This is a genomic window from Ensifer sp. ENS03 (assembly GCF_014852035.1).
Lineage (GTDB): Bacteria > Pseudomonadota > Alphaproteobacteria > Rhizobiales > Rhizobiaceae > Ensifer > Ensifer adhaerens.
In genome coordinates this window covers 117,761-132,795 of record NZ_JACVAV010000014.1, presented here as the reverse complement: position 1 = coordinate 132,795, position 15,035 = coordinate 117,761, and the positions used below count along the sequence as shown (strand labels likewise).

Annotated in this window: 13 protein-coding genes and 1 pseudogene; 4 read left to right on the top strand and 10 right to left on the bottom strand. The window is 60.6% G+C overall.

Annotated elements, in window-relative coordinates; genetic code table 11:
• Positions 1 to 595 precede the first annotated feature (595 nt).
• From IB263_RS34555 to IB263_RS31305, 9 genes are all read right to left on the bottom strand, one after another.
• A complete protein-coding gene (locus IB263_RS34555) occupies positions 596 to 718 on the bottom strand; it encodes a hypothetical protein (protein ID WP_256436136.1) in 123 nt (40 codons plus the stop codon).
• Between the two features lie 401 nt (positions 719 to 1,119).
• The gene (locus tag IB263_RS31340; RefSeq protein ID WP_060606803.1) at positions 1,120 to 1,704 is read right to left on the bottom strand and encodes a tyrosine phosphatase family protein; all 585 of its coding nucleotides are present in this window, start codon (positions 1,702 to 1,704) and stop codon (positions 1,120 to 1,122) included.
• A gap of 22 nt (positions 1,705 to 1,726) precedes the next feature.
• A complete protein-coding gene (locus IB263_RS31335) occupies positions 1,727 to 2,047 on the bottom strand; it encodes an SIS domain-containing protein (RefSeq protein ID WP_090300784.1) in 321 nt (106 codons plus the stop codon).
• 609 nt (positions 2,048 to 2,656) lie between these two features.
• The gene (locus tag IB263_RS31330; RefSeq protein ID WP_089046041.1) at positions 2,657 to 3,439 is read right to left on the bottom strand and encodes an ABC transporter permease; all 783 of its coding nucleotides are present in this window, start codon (positions 3,437 to 3,439) and stop codon (positions 2,657 to 2,659) included.
• Between the two features lie 2 nt (positions 3,440 to 3,441).
• Positions 3,442 to 4,620, bottom strand: a complete 1,179-nt coding sequence (locus tag IB263_RS31325; protein ID WP_060606811.1) for an ABC transporter permease — start codon at positions 4,618 to 4,620, stop codon at positions 3,442 to 3,444.
• Complete coding sequence (locus tag IB263_RS31320) at positions 4,617 to 5,696, bottom strand: ABC transporter ATP-binding protein (protein WP_113554831.1); 1,080 nt, start codon at positions 5,694 to 5,696, stop codon at positions 4,617 to 4,619. Before IB263_RS31320 ends, IB263_RS31325 begins: the two co-directional genes overlap by 4 nt.
• 90 nt (positions 5,697 to 5,786) lie before the next feature.
• The gene (locus IB263_RS31315) at positions 5,787 to 6,839 is read right to left on the bottom strand and encodes an ABC transporter substrate-binding protein (RefSeq protein WP_112977430.1); all 1,053 of its coding nucleotides are present in this window, start codon (positions 6,837 to 6,839) and stop codon (positions 5,787 to 5,789) included.
• Between the two features lie 196 nt (positions 6,840 to 7,035).
• The gene (locus IB263_RS31310) at positions 7,036 to 7,776 is read right to left on the bottom strand and encodes an SDR family NAD(P)-dependent oxidoreductase (protein WP_034800406.1); all 741 of its coding nucleotides are present in this window, start codon (positions 7,774 to 7,776) and stop codon (positions 7,036 to 7,038) included.
• 76 nt (positions 7,777 to 7,852) lie between these two features.
• Positions 7,853 to 8,533, bottom strand: coding sequence for a GntR family transcriptional regulator (locus IB263_RS31305; protein WP_192439458.1), 681 nt, complete (start codon positions 8,531 to 8,533; stop codon positions 7,853 to 7,855).
• A 181-nt stretch (positions 8,534 to 8,714) separates the two neighbouring features.
• On the opposite strand from IB263_RS31305, the gene IB263_RS31300 reads away from it, so the two are divergent.
• Complete coding sequence (locus tag IB263_RS31300) at positions 8,715 to 9,764, top strand: phosphotransferase enzyme family protein (protein ID WP_060529248.1); 1,050 nt, start codon at positions 8,715 to 8,717, stop codon at positions 9,762 to 9,764.
• Positions 9,765 to 9,766: 2 nt separating this feature from the next.
• Positions 9,767 to 11,083: an aspartate aminotransferase family protein gene (locus tag IB263_RS31295; protein ID WP_113554829.1), complete on the top strand. Its 1,317-nt coding sequence runs from the start codon at positions 9,767 to 9,769 to the stop codon at positions 11,081 to 11,083.
• Positions 11,084 to 11,894: 811 nt separating this feature from the next.
• On the opposite strand, the pseudogene IB263_RS31290 reads toward IB263_RS31295, so the two are convergent.
• Positions 11,895 to 13,139: pseudogene (locus IB263_RS31290) on the bottom strand (OB-fold nucleic acid binding domain-containing protein); the annotation flags it as partial.
• A 271-nt stretch (positions 13,140 to 13,410) separates the two neighbouring features.
• Here IB263_RS31290 and IB263_RS31285 point away from each other — a divergent pair.
• Both IB263_RS31285 and IB263_RS34350 read left to right on the top strand, forming a co-directional pair.
• Positions 13,411 to 14,664: an ATP-binding protein gene (locus IB263_RS31285; RefSeq protein WP_112977469.1), complete on the top strand. Its 1,254-nt coding sequence runs from the start codon at positions 13,411 to 13,413 to the stop codon at positions 14,662 to 14,664.
• Positions 14,652 to 14,846: an aldehyde dehydrogenase family protein gene (locus tag IB263_RS34350; RefSeq protein WP_210338357.1), complete on the top strand. Its 195-nt coding sequence runs from the start codon at positions 14,652 to 14,654 to the stop codon at positions 14,844 to 14,846. Before IB263_RS31285 ends, IB263_RS34350 begins: the two co-directional genes overlap by 13 nt.
• The last annotated feature ends 189 nt before the right edge of the window (positions 14,847 to 15,035 follow it).

The following is a 15,035-nucleotide window of genomic DNA, read 5'->3' as shown; positions in this document are numbered from 1 at the left end:
TAGTCTCTTGTTAAAACGTGACCGCCAAAGTCTCTTTCCGAAAGAACCCCTAAAGGTTCCTCACGAGCTCCGCCGCCCACGTTTCTCTTTCTCTATATTCAATTGTCAAAAAACCGACGAACGCACCATCCGTCAAACCGTTCCCACAAAGCCCAGAACTCTCGTTCCGAACCCCTCAATCAGCACCAAGCCAATCAGGAAACTCTAGAGCGAAGGTCGCCGTCGCCAGCAGCGCCGCCGCCCTCGTCAGTGATCGGGCTTATAGACCCCCATCCTCACAGACGTCAACAGGGATTTTCATGGGCCCGACATAAATCTCACAACCAATTGAAATTAAACGGTATTTCTATCCACAGGCAGCAGCAGCCACTTTCCGCCCGCTTAAACGGGCGGAAATCGATCGTCCCAGGAGGTTCGGCAAGCGGCGGCGATTATTCAGCAACCGGGCCCACGCCCCCGGCAAGCAGCTCCGCTCAAATACGGGGTACTGATCCTGGTGATGAGCCGCCTCCCATTTGCCTGCCTCTCCAGCAGGCGGCCGATGTGGATGTTGCCGACAGCATGGGTCTCGAACATCTCTGAAAAAATGGGCTCGCTACAGGCCGAGGTTCTGGCAGGAGAAGGTGATCATCTTCTGCGAGCGACGTTGCTCGATCTCGGCTGATGGCACGGCGACCGACGTTCCGAAGAAGGTCGATTTCGCTAAGGAGTCGCGCAAAAGAAGCGGTCACCGCGTCAGAGACGATAAACTGCATCAAACGATGCGAGCATCCCAACCGCAAGCCGCCCGCTTCACCATGACGTTATACACGCGGGCGAAAGTGTGGGCGGCGCTGACGATGTGGGAGCCGTGCTCCCCGACCCAATGGTGGCTCCCGAAAAGAGCCCCTTCCCTTTCTAAACGCGCCCTCTCGTCAGCGTCGATTGCTCGCCTGATCTGATCGAGAACATGCGACTAGTCGATGCCTGGGTATGTGGCGGCGTCAGCGAGACGCCTAGGCCCACGGTGCGCGACGCAACTGAGGTCGCGGCCGCAGAGGGCGGGGCCGCCTTCAAGCTCGGGGATCGCATGATCATCGAACGGCCGCGAACAAAAGGTCTACGAGCCAGCGGTCGACGTCAGCCGAGCATGGCCATCTTCAACTCCGCCTCGCGGCCGAGGGAGGTCATCCATTCGGTGAACTCGGGGCGGCTTTTGATCTGTCGTCCGTAATGGCGGCGCAGCGCCGTGGTGAGGTCGCTTCCGCGGCCGAGCTGTTCATCGGCAAAGCCGATCATCTGCGAGTTCGGCCAGGCCTGCGGACGGATGGCGACAAGACGGGCAAACAGGCTCTCGCCCGGCTCGTCCGGGTTTGCCTGCGCCATCAGGGTCAGCATCGCGGCGGTCGATCGCGACACGCCCATATGGCAATGCACCAGAACGTGGCTCGACGCCTGCTTATCTGCGCGCTCCAGGAAGTCGTTGCCGAAGCGAAGGATCGCCTCGACATGGTCGGGGCGCGGCATCACCCGGTTAGGTACGGCTGCAATGATGTCGTGGAAGCGCAAGGTCGTGCGGTGATGGGCGCCGTAACCGCCAAACGCCTCAAGTTCCGGCAGCTCCGGATCGACGATCGACAGGACGTGGGTCACCTTCCTGTCGCTCTGGCCCGGTAGTTCGTCGATCCCACAAACGGTCAGCACTGGCGAAAAGGTCGTTTCCATGTCGATTGTCCTTGCATCCGGTTCATAGCGTGTCTGCCTCGCACTTGCGCGCGACCAGGGCAAAAAGCACGTCGAGCATCACATACATCGGGGCGCGGCCGGTCGGCACGATGAGGGGATGGGTCGAGGCGCGGTAGGCGTTGAGATTGATGCTTCCATCGGCGAGGGAGGCGACGACGGAGCCGCCCGGAGAGATCGAAACTATACGCGCGCCGGCCTTCTTGGCAATCTCGATGTTCGAAATAAGATAGCTCGTTCGGCCCGAGAAGGAGAGCACGAAAAGCACGTCTTCTCCCGTCAGGCGCGGTGCGGAAACCATCTGCAAGGTTGGATCGGAATTCATGTCAGTGAAGATGGGTAGGACGGCGAAGCTGTGACAGCATTGCAAACGAGCCGGGGATGAAGCGTATCAGAGCTTTCAGCATAGCGCCGCGCTGTGGGGGAAAATAGGAATTCGCGTCACGGGAAGTGCGGAAAAAGGGCCGTGGCAGGACCTTCAACATCCGAAAGGGGATGGGACCGGATGCCCCGTACTTAGCGTTCCGCTTGAGCATCAATTTAATCCGGCGAATGTGAAGGTTGTGAACGTGGGTGAGCTTCACTTTGATTTAGACGAGATTTCACTTTTAATCGGACGGAATTCAAACCGTGTATTCCGAGGATAGCAGACTAGGGGTCCGGCTCTGGCTTCGCCACGAAGCCAACGACCAAGCCCCCCGGCCGACTTTCTCCAGTGTCTCCAACCTTGGGTTCGCGCCGCCGACTTCTTTTTCAGCGATCTACCGACGAGTGAGGCCGACGATCTTGGCAAACTCCTGCTGGCTGAGACCTATGCCTCTGCGGAGGTCACGCTGCGTCCGGGAGATGCAAGCCGCTGCACCGCCATCCTGCAGATGTTCGACTCCGTCTGCGGTGACATGCTAGGAGCCGCAAGCGCTGTGCTTCCCGTCTCCTAGCGCCGCTTCGCTATCAAAGACCGCGACACAACCACAGCGAGGCCGATCAACACCGTCCCCGCGATGAAGAGAAAGGCCGCTGCAGCGATCGCAGGGCTGATGTTTTCACGGATGCTGGAAAACATCTGCCGCGCCAACGTCCGCTGGTTCGGGCCTGCGACGAAGAGCGTGAGGACGACTTCGTCCAACGACGTCGCAAAGGCGAGCACCGCGCCAGAGAGAACGCCCGGCATGGCGAGCGGCAGGGTGACCCGGCGGAACACCGTCGTTGGCGAAGCACCGAGGCTCTGGGCCGCAAGCTCGACGCGCTGGTCGATGCCGGCAAGCGCGCCGGTGACGCTCACGACCACAAAGGGCACCGCAACAACCGTGTGGGCGATGATCACGCCCATGTAACTGTTGGTAAGGCCAAAACCCGCCAGCAGCACTTGCATGCCGACCCCCAGCACGACGGCCGGCACCACCATAGGCAGCAGGAAAAGTGTGCGCATCGAACCGCGAAAGAGAAGAAGGCGGTTGCGCAGGCCGAGCGACGCGGCCGTACCAAGCGCGGTTGCGAGCAAGGTCGTGCCCGTGCCGATGATCAGGCTGTTGACGATTGCCCGCCGCCAGGCGTCCGCGAAGAAGAGTTCCTCAAACCAGCGTAGGGACCACGACGGGATCGGATAGGTGAGGATCACGCTCGAGGTGAAGGCGAGCGGCAGGATGGCAATGAGTGGCGCGACGAGGAAGAGGATCGTCAGCGTGGCGAAGGTGGCCTTGGCGATTTTCATCGGCATGGTCACCGCCCCCCAACTTCGTCGCTGGAGAGCCGTGAGTAGACGCTGTAGAGCAGTAGAGTTGCGACCAGGAGTACGACCCCGAGCGCACCGGCCATGCCCCAATTCGCCGATCCCGTGGCGTAAAAGGCGATGATCGAGGAGATCATCTGGTCGCCCGGTCCGCCAATCAGCGCCGGCGTTATGTAATAGCCAATCGCAGAGATGAACACTAGCAGAGCGCCGGACGCCACACCCCTGAGGCTTAGCGGCAGCAGCACACGCAGGAAAGCGCGCAGCGGGCGTGCGCCGAGCGAGGCGGCGGCCGGCATCAAGTTCTTCGGGATGGTGATGAGCACGGAATAGATCGGCAGCACCATGAACGGCAACAACACATGGGTCATGGCGATGATGACGCCGGTGCGGTTGAAGATCAGCGTCAGCGGCGCATCTATGAGGCCGATGGCGCGCAGGAGATCATTGATGAGACCCTGCTCCTGCAACAGGATGAACCAGGCCGCGGTGCGCACCAGAAGCGACGTCCACAGCGGCAATAATACGGCGCCAAGCATCAAATCACGCTTCCAACCGTCGAGCGAAGCGGCGATGATTGCGTACGGAAAGCCGATACAGGCGCATGCGAAGGTGACGAGCGCGGCTATCCAGAAGGTGCGCATGAGGATCACGGCGTTGACGGACTGGTCTGGCGGCAGATGCTCGATATCACCAGCCGCATTGCGACCAAGATCGACGGCGGCAAGCAGGTTGCGGTCGGTATAGGGCGAGAGCGCATCTGCGATCGCCAGCCAGAACTCCGGCTTCTCCCAGCGTTTGTCGATGGAAACGAGGTCGGCGGGTGGGTTCGCCGTATCTTTCAATGCACTCGTCGTCTTCCCCATCAGCGTGCGAAAACCGGAGCGGGCGCTGTTGAGACGCCGCACCATGTCACCAAGCGCCTGATCGTCGTCGACGGACTTCAGGTCCTCCATCAGCGCCAGCTGCATGGGTGTGGTGGGTGGAGACTTACGGTCCCAATCGGCCAGAACTTCCGCGCTGCGTGGCAGCAGCCGCAACACGGCCGGATCCGACACGGACTGCGCCATCATGCTGAAGAGCGGCCAAACGAAGAAGCCGATGAGGAAAAAGAGCAGCGGCGCCAGAAGAAGCAGCGATCGTCCAGTGCGGGAGGAGACTCCACTCATGGCGCAATGACCCGACAATCGCCGGCCGAAAACGCCGCAAAGACTTTGGTGCCTGGCGGAAACTCGCGCGACCTTCTGCCGAGTTTGGCGATCAGCGGGTGAGTGGCGTTCTGCAACTGCACGCGCAAATGATCGCCCTGATAAACGGAATCCGTAACTTCCGTTTCCAAGACGTTTCGAGCCTCACTGCGCGTCTCGCTGAGATCTACCCGTTCCGGACGGATGGAGAGAAAGACGGATTGGCCGGAAGCGACGCTGCCGGAAACCGCCGACACAATTTGTGCCCCCGAACGAAGACGCACAGTCGCTTCCGCGCCTTGCACGGTTTCCACGACACCTTCGACGAGATTGGTCTCGCCGATGAATTCGGCGACGAAGCGCGTCGCCGGCTCGTCGTAGACCTGGCGGGGTGTCCCGATTTGCTCGATCTTGCCCTTGTTGAAGACGGCGACGCGATCCGACATCGTAAGCGCTTCGGACTGGTCATGCGTAACGAAAACGATTGTTAGGCCGAGGCGGCGGTGCAGATCGCGGATGTCGAGTTGCATCTGCTCGCGCAACTGCTTGTCAAGCGCGCCGAGTGGCTCGTCCATCAGCACGACACGCGGTTCGAAGACAAGCGCCCGGGCCAGCGCCACGCGCTGCTGCTGGCCACCCGAGAGCTGCGAGGGCCGTCGGTCGGAAAGGGTTGAAAGCTGCACCATGTCGAGTGCACGTTTGACGCGCTCATCGATCCCCGCCTTGCCAATACCCCGCATCTGGAGCGGAAAAGCGATGTTTTCGCCGACTGACATGTGCGGGAAGAGCGCGTAGCTCTGGAAGACAACACCCATGTCCCGCTTGTAGGTGGGCACCTTATTGATGGCAGTTCCGTCGAGAAGGATCTCGCCCGCGGTCGGCTGCTCGAAGCCGGCGAGCATCATAAGAAGCGTCGTTTTGCCCGAGCCGGACGGGCCGAGCAGGCTGACGAACTCCCCCTTCCCGATGCCGAGATCGAGATGTTCAACCACGCAAAGCGGGCCGTAGAATTTCGTAATGCGGTCAAATCGAATGTATTCGGCCACGGCAGACTCCATCGCTAAAGGCGAAGGATGCGTCCTCAAGAAACGCACCCAGCCATCCAGGAAAGGGCGCTCCCGGTGGAGCGCCCTTCACCACGGATGTTCTTACTGGGCGAGCCAGGCGTTGAAGCGCTGCGTCAGCGTCTCGGCATTGTCGATCCAGAAATCGACATTGAGCGAGATGGCATCTGTCATGTTGGCAGGATCGGTTGGCAGGTCCTTGGAGAATTCCGCCGGTACTTTGGACGCGGCCTCCTTGTTCGGCAGACCGTATGCCACGAATTCCGGCAGTTTCGCCTGGTTTTCCGGCAGGCTCGCAAAAGCGATGAAGTCCTGCGCAGCCTCCTTGTTCTCCGCATCCTTCAACACGACCCAGCTATCGACGGCATAAATGCTGCCGGGAAAGACGACCTTGAAGTTCTTGCCTTCCGACCGATTGATGCCGGTGATGCGGCCGTTGTATGCCGAAGTCATGGCGACTTCGCCCGATGCGAGAAACTGCAACGGCTGTGCGCCCGATTCCCACCAGACGATGTTAGGCTTCAATTCGTCGAGTTTCTTGAAGGCGCGGGCGACCCCCTCCTCTGTACCGAGAACGTCATAGATCTCATCCTTGGAGACACCATCGGCGAGTAGAGCGAATTCCAGCGTGTATTTTGGGCCCTTGCGCAGCGAGCGCTTGCCGGGGAACTTTTCGACGTTCCAGAAGTCCGCCCAGGAAGTCGGGCCTTCCTTCAGCTTGTCGCCGTCATAGGCGATGGCCGTCGACCAGACGATGGCGCCGACACCACAGTCATTGACCGCAGAATCGAGGAATTTGTCCTTACCGCCCATCTTGTCCCAGTCGATCTTTTCATAAAGACCGTCGGCACAACCGAGCGCCAGTTCTTCGGCTTCCACCTGCACCGCATCCCAGTTCGGTACGCCGGCCTTGACCTTCGACTGGATGACGCCGATCCCGCCGTCCCAGGCTTCGTCGAGCACTGGCTTGCCGGACTTTTCGGAGAACGGTTTGAAGTAGATGTTGCGCTGGGCATCCTGATAGTTTCCACCCCATGAAACGACTGTTAGATCTCGCGCGAAAACCGGCACAGCAAGGCCCGCCGACAGAACGACGGCAGCCGCCGCCAGGACACCCGATTGAAAGATTGTCTTCATGGCATTCCCCTTTTCTTCGTTGGTGAAAGAGCCGCTGCGGCTCCGATGACGATCCCATGCAGACCGTTGTCCCCGTCCCGTTTGCGGCGGTGGCTGCGGCCTCACCGGTCTTTGCGCCCATTCTCCCTTGGACGTTTCAACCGATGGATGCATTCTAGTCATTGCAGGCCAACGGGTTTTCCCGATTTGACCGTTGTCAGACGTGCTGCCCTCCGTTGATGTGGATTTCCGCGCCGTTGATGTAGGACGATGGCTCGGTGCAAAGGAAGTAGATGGTCTCCGCGACTTCGCGCGGTTCGCCCAGTCTTCGCATCGGCACTTCCGCCGCCACCAGTTCATCGGTTCCGGGCGACAGGATAGACGTTTCGATCTCGCCCGGCGCGATGGCGTTCGCCCTGACGCCGCGTTGGCCGAATTCGTGCGCCATTTCGCGGGTCAGTGAGGCCAGCGCCGCTTTGGACGCCGCATAGGCAACGCCTGCAAAAGGGTGGACGCGAGAGCCTGCGATGGACGTAACATTGACGATCGAGCCCTTCGCCGCTTCCAGTTCCGGCATGAGCGCGCGGGCGATCAAAGCGGTCGACACAAGATTTACGTTGAGCACCTGCGTCCAGACATCGGCATCGGTATCCAGCACACCGAGGCGACTCTTGCCCGGTCCCTTCGGCGAAATGCCCGCATTGTTCACGAGTGCATGCAGGCGCCCGTTCGGTAGGCGCTCGCGCACGGTCGCAGCCAGGCGGTCAATCTGCGTGAGATCGGCAAGGTCCGCCTGGATATGGCTCTCGCGTGCGGACGGCCAGGCACATTCCTCGGAAAAGGACTGGCGAGAAACGGTGAGAATGCGCCAGCCCTTCGACTGAAAGAGCTTGACAGTTGCGTGCCCGATCCCGCGGCTCGCCCCCGTCAGCAACATGTACCGGCAATCATCGGTCATCGGAGCGCTTCCTTTTGATGTTTGATGCATCGTAATAGGCTGCCCATGAATTGCAAGTCTCCTATTCCAAGCGACGTTAAGCCCGGCGCGCCTCCGGCTCGCTGCCCCGTTCGATACGCTCGAGGATCGGCTTGCCGCCGAGCAGGATGTCGTCGACGATTGCTATCGAAGCGGCGGCGGGATCGTGCCGCTTCAGGGCTTCGACAACCGGGTAGTGGTGGTCAATCATCGCCCGTCCGCCCTCTATGTAAGCATCGGAAATATGTGGTCCCATCCGCAGCCAGAGCCGCCGCAGGATGCTGTTCAGCACCGGCAGCCCGGCGATCTGCGGCAGCAGGAAGTGGAAGGCTTGGTTGAGTTGCGTACCCTTCAGTCGGTCGCCGGCCTCGATTGCTTGTTCGTTCTCGCGCAAGATCCGCTCCAACGCTTCGATATCCGCGCTCGTCGCCACCTGGGCCGCAGTCTCTGCGGCCAGTCCCTCCAGGCGCACCCGTATTGCGCGGATCTCGCGGTAGCGGTTTTCGCTCAAGCCCGGGATGCGGATGTCACGCGGCGAGCGGAAGATAATCGCCTCGTCATTGGCAAGCCGAAGGATTGCGTCGCGGATCGGCGTAACGCTTGTGCCGAATTGCTCTGCCAGATCCCGGATCTTCAGCCGATCGCCGGGTTGGAACCGGCCCTGGATCAGCGCATCGCACAACGCACCATAGACGACGCTGTTGAGGTTCTCATGATCCAGTGACGTGAATTGAGGCATGGAATTCGTCCGAAAAATGGAATAACAAGATACTTGATGCATCTTTTTCGCTGTGTTTCAAGTATGGCGCGTCGCAGACATCATTCACCGAACGGCCTGGCGCGACAATGTCGTCGTCGTCGTGGTCAGCTGACGGGCAGAGATTGACGGAAATGCGGGCGACCGCGCCAACGGAGCAAGCATGACGGAGCCATCGCCCACCGCCAAGAACGCCGATTCCATGTCGGCAACATGGAGCGCGACATCGCTTTCCGATGCGGAGGCGGCGGTGAGGAAGGTCTATGGCGCGAGCGGCTCGATCAGGCGGCTCTCAAGCGAAAGGGACGAGACTTTTCTTTTTACCCGCTCGGACGGAGAGGACTTCATCCTCAAGATTGCCAATCCCGCCGAAGACCCGGCCTCGCTTGAGTTCCAGGATGGTGCGCTAATGCATCTGGAGGCTGCGGCCCCCAATGTCCCGGTGCCAAGGCTCATGCTCACGAAAACCGGAGCGCCGAGCCATACGCTTTCCACCTCCGATGGCCCCCGCGTCATGCGCCTGTTGACCTTCCTCGGCGGCGAACTGCAGTACCGCACCTCGGCCTCAGAGACGCAGAGCCGCAACGTCGGCCGAGCGCTCGCACAACTTGGGCTGGGTCTCGAAGACTACAAAGGCCGCCCGCCCGCCGGAAAGTTGATGTGGGACATTTCTCATACACTCGACCTTGTCGCCCTGCTCGACCATGTCGGCATCGAGCGCCGAGCGCAGGTGGAGGCCATACTCGCCGAGTTCGAACGCTCAATGCCGGCGATCGCCGCGATCAAGCGCCGGCAGATCATCCATAACGATTTCAATCCGCACAACATCCTGCTTGATCCGGCAGAGCCGACCAAAGTTGTTGGTATCATCGACTTCGGCGACATGGTGCATGCGCCCTTGATCAATGACCTTGCCGTCGCCCTCTCCTATCACCTTGCGACCGACAACTGGGCCGCCCGCACCGGCGCCTTCCTCGAAGGATTCCTGTCGGCGCGCGCGCTGGAGCCGGCCGAAATCGAGCTACTACCGCTTCTCGCCCGTTCCCGCCTCGCCATGTCCATCATCATTGCGGAGTGGCGTTCCGCACGTTTTCCTGAGAACCGGGCCTATATCATGCGCAACCACGCGACCGCATGCCGCGGCCTGCAGAACATAGTCGATCTCACTCCGGCCGGGCTGAAACGGCTCGCGCCCAACCTTTCCGAGGCTTGATCATGTCGATGGTGAATGCTTTTTCGCGTGCAGATTTCGACCGACTAGACGAGAGCGAAAGGGCGCTTATCGCGCGCCGAGAAAAAGTGCTCGGTCCCGCCTACCGCCTGTTTTACGAAAAACCGCTGCATCTTGTCCGCGGCGAAGGCGTTTTTCTGTACGACGCGGCCGGCGAGCGGTATCTCGACGCTTACAACAACGTCGCCTCGCTCGGCCATTGCCATCCGCGCGTTGTGGAGGCGATCACGAAGCAGACGGCCGTGCTCAACACTCACACACGCTACCTGCATGAAGGTATCGTCGCCTATGCCGAGGCGCTGACGGCCACCTTCCCCGAGGCGCTCAGCCAGGCCATGTTCACCTGCACCGGCAGTGAAGCGAACGATCTCGCCGTTCGCATCGCCCGCTTCGTCACTGGGGGCACCGGCATCATCGCGACGGACCTCGCCTATCACGGCCTGACGAGCGCGGTTGCCGAATTCTCGCCCTCGCTCGGCGAATCCGTGACGCTCGGCCCGCATGTGCGCACGGTGCCCGCGCCGGACAGCTACCGTCACTCGCCCGAACAGTTGGCGGTAAAATTCGGCCACGACGTGCGCGCCGCAATCGCCGATCTCAAACGTCACGGCATCAAGCCGGCCATGCTGATCACCGATACGATCTTTTCCAGCGACGGCATCTTCGAAGGGCCGAGAGGTTTTCTCAAGCCTGCGGTGGACGCGATCCACGAGGCTGGCGGCCTCTTCATCGCCGACGAGGTGCAGCCCGGGTTCGGTCGAACGGGCGAAACGATGTGGGGTTTCGAACGCCACGGCGTTGCACCCGACATGGTGACTATCGGCAAACCAATGGGTAACGGCTATCCGATGGCGGGTATAGTGCTGCGCCCCGAAGTTATCGCTGAGTTCGGCCCAAAGGCGCGCTATTTCAACACGTTCGGCGGCAATCCGGTCGCCGCCGCGGCCGGCAAGGCAGTGCTCGACACGATCCGCATTGAGGGGCTGCAGCAAAATGCGCTGGAGGTCGGCTCCTACCTGATGGGTGGCCTCAAGAGCCTTTCGGATCGATACCACGCTCTCGGGGACGTGCGCGGTTCCGGTCTCTTCATCGGCGTCGAGATCGTTGCCGACCCTGCCGCCAAGAGCCCTGATGCCGCGCTAACGACTCGGATCGTAAATGGTCTGCGAGATCGCCGCATCCTCATCAGCGCCTCCGGTCCCAATGCCAATGTTCTGAAAATACGGCCACCTCTCGTCTTTTCTCGCGAGAATGCGGACATGCTGTTGGATGCATTTGGCGACGTGTTGCGGTCTCTCTAAATAGGAGGCTTCGCGCCGCAGTCGGGTTTTACTACCGATTGACGCTTAGGCGAAGACACAGGTAGAACGATCTCTCGAATTTGCTCGCTAGCTTTGATTGTTGCGCGATTGGCATCGCGCTCTAACAAACCTTCCTTTCAAAATCGCGGTCAGAACCCATGCCTAGGGCCGGGGCCTTACTTTTGCTTTGGAAGGACCCGTCACGGCCACGGCACCTCTAAGTGCTTCCAACAAAGGCATGGTTTCATCACACCTGACAAGCAGGTGTCGATGGAGCGATCTCGTCGAAGAAAAGCGCCTTACCAACGCCTGCGCGATAAGCGCGGCTAACCATTACGCAGCCAAGGAACCGCAGCACGCGGGTGACCGCAGGTGAGTCCAATGCCGTCCACCAGTGGTCGCCATTGCCGCCTCCATCACAAGATAGATTGAAGGTAAACTATGAAGAGCTTGGACGAAAAACTTCTTATTATTCTGGGCGCCTTCCACAGTGTGCGGTATGGCGTGTCGCCATCCGTCTTACGCGGCGCCGCTGAAAATCATGCCAAGAAACAAGGGCTCGCGGGAAGCGAATACAGCCAGACCCTCGAAGTGGCCATTGGCTCTGGACTTATCGGACTCTCGTCTGACTCATCTCTCTCAATTCGGGCTGCGGGGCGGACGAGGCTAGGCAAACGTTAGCCAGAGCTTGGTGCGGCATGGGGAACCGCCCCGAGTGGGGCGATACCTCATCCCACGCCTCGCCGAGCGTCGGCACTTCGGGCCGGACGAAGCAGTAAACCGGCTTTCGAGGATTCCAAGAAAACACTTCTCACCGGAAATCGCGCGTCTTCACCTTGATCTGATCGAGATGCAGATAGGGATCGACGATATCGCGCGGCCGCGGTCCCTTCGGGATACCGCGCGGATCGGGCGCCGGCGCCCCATGATGAAATTCATCCCCCCGCCCATGCGGAAGCGGAAAGCTGGCTTCCCGCTCGCCGACGCTGGCAAGTTCGCCTGACAAATCGGTCAGCCGATGGGCGACCAGATGCACGACCTCGCCTTCTCGCTGAATACGACCATAGACGCCGAGCATGCCGGCCCCGAGGACCACGCGGCGATAGCTTTCGAAGGTCTTAGCCCAGACAACCAGATTGGCAATGCCCGTCTCGTCCTCGATCGTGATGAACATCACGCCTTTGGCGGAGCCCGGCCGCTGGCGGACAAGCACCAGGCCGGCCGCCTCAAGCCACCTGCCGTCACGCGTCTGCATCGCCTCCCGGCAGGTGACGATGCGGCGCTTCGTCAGATCCGCGCGCAGGAACGAGAGCGGATGGTCGCGCAGCGTCAGCCCGACATGCCCATAGTCCTCCACCACTTCGCCGCCCGCGGTCATCGGCCTTAGCGCCACTGATGGCTCATCGAGTTCGGGGACGGTCCGACTTTCACGGGCAGATGCCGCGGCAAAGAGCGGCAGCGGCTCGTCGCGCAATGCCTTGATCGCCCAAAGTGCCTCGCGCCGGGCAAGCCTCAGTGAAGGCTGGAAGGCATCGGCCTCGGCAAGCTGGACGAGCGAGGCTGCCGGAACCCCTGCCCGACGCCAGAGATCGTCGACGGTCTCGAAAGGCCTTTCGTCGCGCGAGGCAACGATTGCCGCGGCGTCAGCGTTCGCCAGCGCCTTGACCATGCGAAGACCAAGGCGAACGGCAAAGCGGCTTTCATCCCCCGTTGCCTCGAGCGCGCAATCCCAGCGGCTGGCGTTCACACACACAGGCCGGACCTCGACGCCATGGTCGCGCGCGTCCCGCACGATCTGGGCCGGGGCGTAAAAACCCATCGGCTGCGCGTTCAGAAGCGCCGCGCAGAAGACGTCCGGATGCCAGCATTTGAGCCACGAGGAGGCGTAGGCGATCAGCGCGAAGGACGCCGCATGGCTTTCGGGAAAGCCGTAGCTGCCGAAACCTTCGAGCTGCTTGAAGGTCTTAATCGCAAAGTCCGGCTCATAGCCGTTTGCGACCATTCCCCGGACGAGCTTCTCGCCGAACTTCGAAACACCGCCGGTATGCTTGAAGGTCCGTCAAGAATGAAGCGTATCGGAGCTTTCAGCAAAGCGCCGCCTCAGCGGGAAAGCGGGAATTCGCGTCACGCGACGGGCGGAAAAAGGGCCGCCGCGGGAGCTTCAACATAGTGGCCCGAAGGGGAAGAGGGATCGACTGCCCCCGTCCGTCGCGTTCCGTGTACACTCTTTGTTTTCGAGCGACTGGCCGCGCGATAAAGTAAGTTACATTTTAAATTGGACGGAATTCTGCTTTAAATTGGACGCCAATGGAGTTAACATTGGCCGCATGACCGATATAAATCGCCCGAACACACTCATCGAACGCAAGGCCCGCTCCATGGTCGAGACGGCGCTGTCGGACACGCGCGTCGTTCTCGTCGCCGGACCAAGGCAGGCAGGAAAGACCACCCTTGCGCGACAGTTCTCTGGAACAGAGCGGCCGTACTACACCCTTGATGACGCCGGCACACTCAGCGCCGCCAAATCCGACCCTGTAGGCTTCGTTCGCGGCCTCGATCGAGCGGTAATTGATGAAGTTCAGCGTGCGCCTGAGTTAATGCTTGCGATAAAGGAAAGCGTAGATCGCAGCGATGAGCCGGGCCGCTTCCTGCTCACAGGTTCAGCAAACCTCGCCACCGTGCCGGCGGTGGCAGACTCTCTTGCCGGCCGCATGGCCCTAATTTCGTTGCTGCCGTTTGCACAGGCTGAAATCCGATCGACCCCAGGCCGCTTTCTTGATCGCATTTTTGCGGGAGAGGTGCCCGTGATCGCGGACGGACTTGTGCTCGGCGACGACCTTGTTGAGACGGTTGTACGTGGAGGGTACCCTGAGGTCGTACGCAGGACGCAGCCCGGCCGGCGCACCGCGTGGCTTGAAGACTACGTGGCGCTTATCCTTGACAGAGACGTGCGCGACATTGCCAACATCGATCAGTTGGGCAGGTTGCCGCGCCTCCTTAATGTTCTTGCAGAGCATGCGGGACAGTTAGTCAATCATAGCGGATTCGGCGCGGCCCTCGGACTATCCAGTGTCACCGCTCAAAAGTATGTAGCAATCCTTGAGCGACTCTTCCTTGTCCGAACCCTCGCGCCATGGTCCAACAACCGGCTTAGTCGTCTGGTAAAAACACCAAAGTTGCATTTTCTCGACACTGGCCTGCTCGCAACCCTGCGCGAAGACGATGTCAACAGTATCCGTGAAAACAAGACGCGTTTCGGTCCTTTGCTCGAGAGCTTCGTCGCATCAGAACTCCTAAAGCTTGCATCTTGGTCCGAACGCCGACTTTCGTTCTCTCACTATCGGACGAAGGATCAGATCGAGGTCGATGTTGTTGTCGAGGACCGGCGCGGTCGCGTCGTCGGCATCGAGGTCAAGGCATCGTCGACGGTCAAGGCTGAAGACTTCAAAGGGCTTCGTCAGTTACAGGAGGCGGTAGGCGACCGCTTCCTGCACGGCATCGTTTTGCACGATCACGACCGCGTGACGCCATTTGGCGAAAAATTGCACGCCGCTCCGCTTTCGGTCCTGTGGACGATGTAAAATCACGTAAATCGCGCAAGCGGGTGGCCCGGCAGCTTCGATCGGGGACGGTCGGCCACAACGGTCCTCGCACCGACTTCTCGATCGGCTTCGGCGGCTTCAAGCAATCGGGCGTTGGTCGAGAAGGTGGTATCGAGGGTCTGACCGCCTTCATGGAGTCGAAGACGATCGTCATGGCATGACACCGTTTAGGCCCGTCGTCGCGGTAGGCCGCTGCCGCAACGACAGGCTTAGACCGCCTTGTCGGCAAGGAGCTCGGATTTGGCGGCTGGCGGCCATCCCCTGACAGGAACGCCGGCAACTCACATCTACGTAGCCGCGTTAGCGCTGGTCGCAGTTCATTTCAACGCAAGCGGCAGGCGCTACGCAGC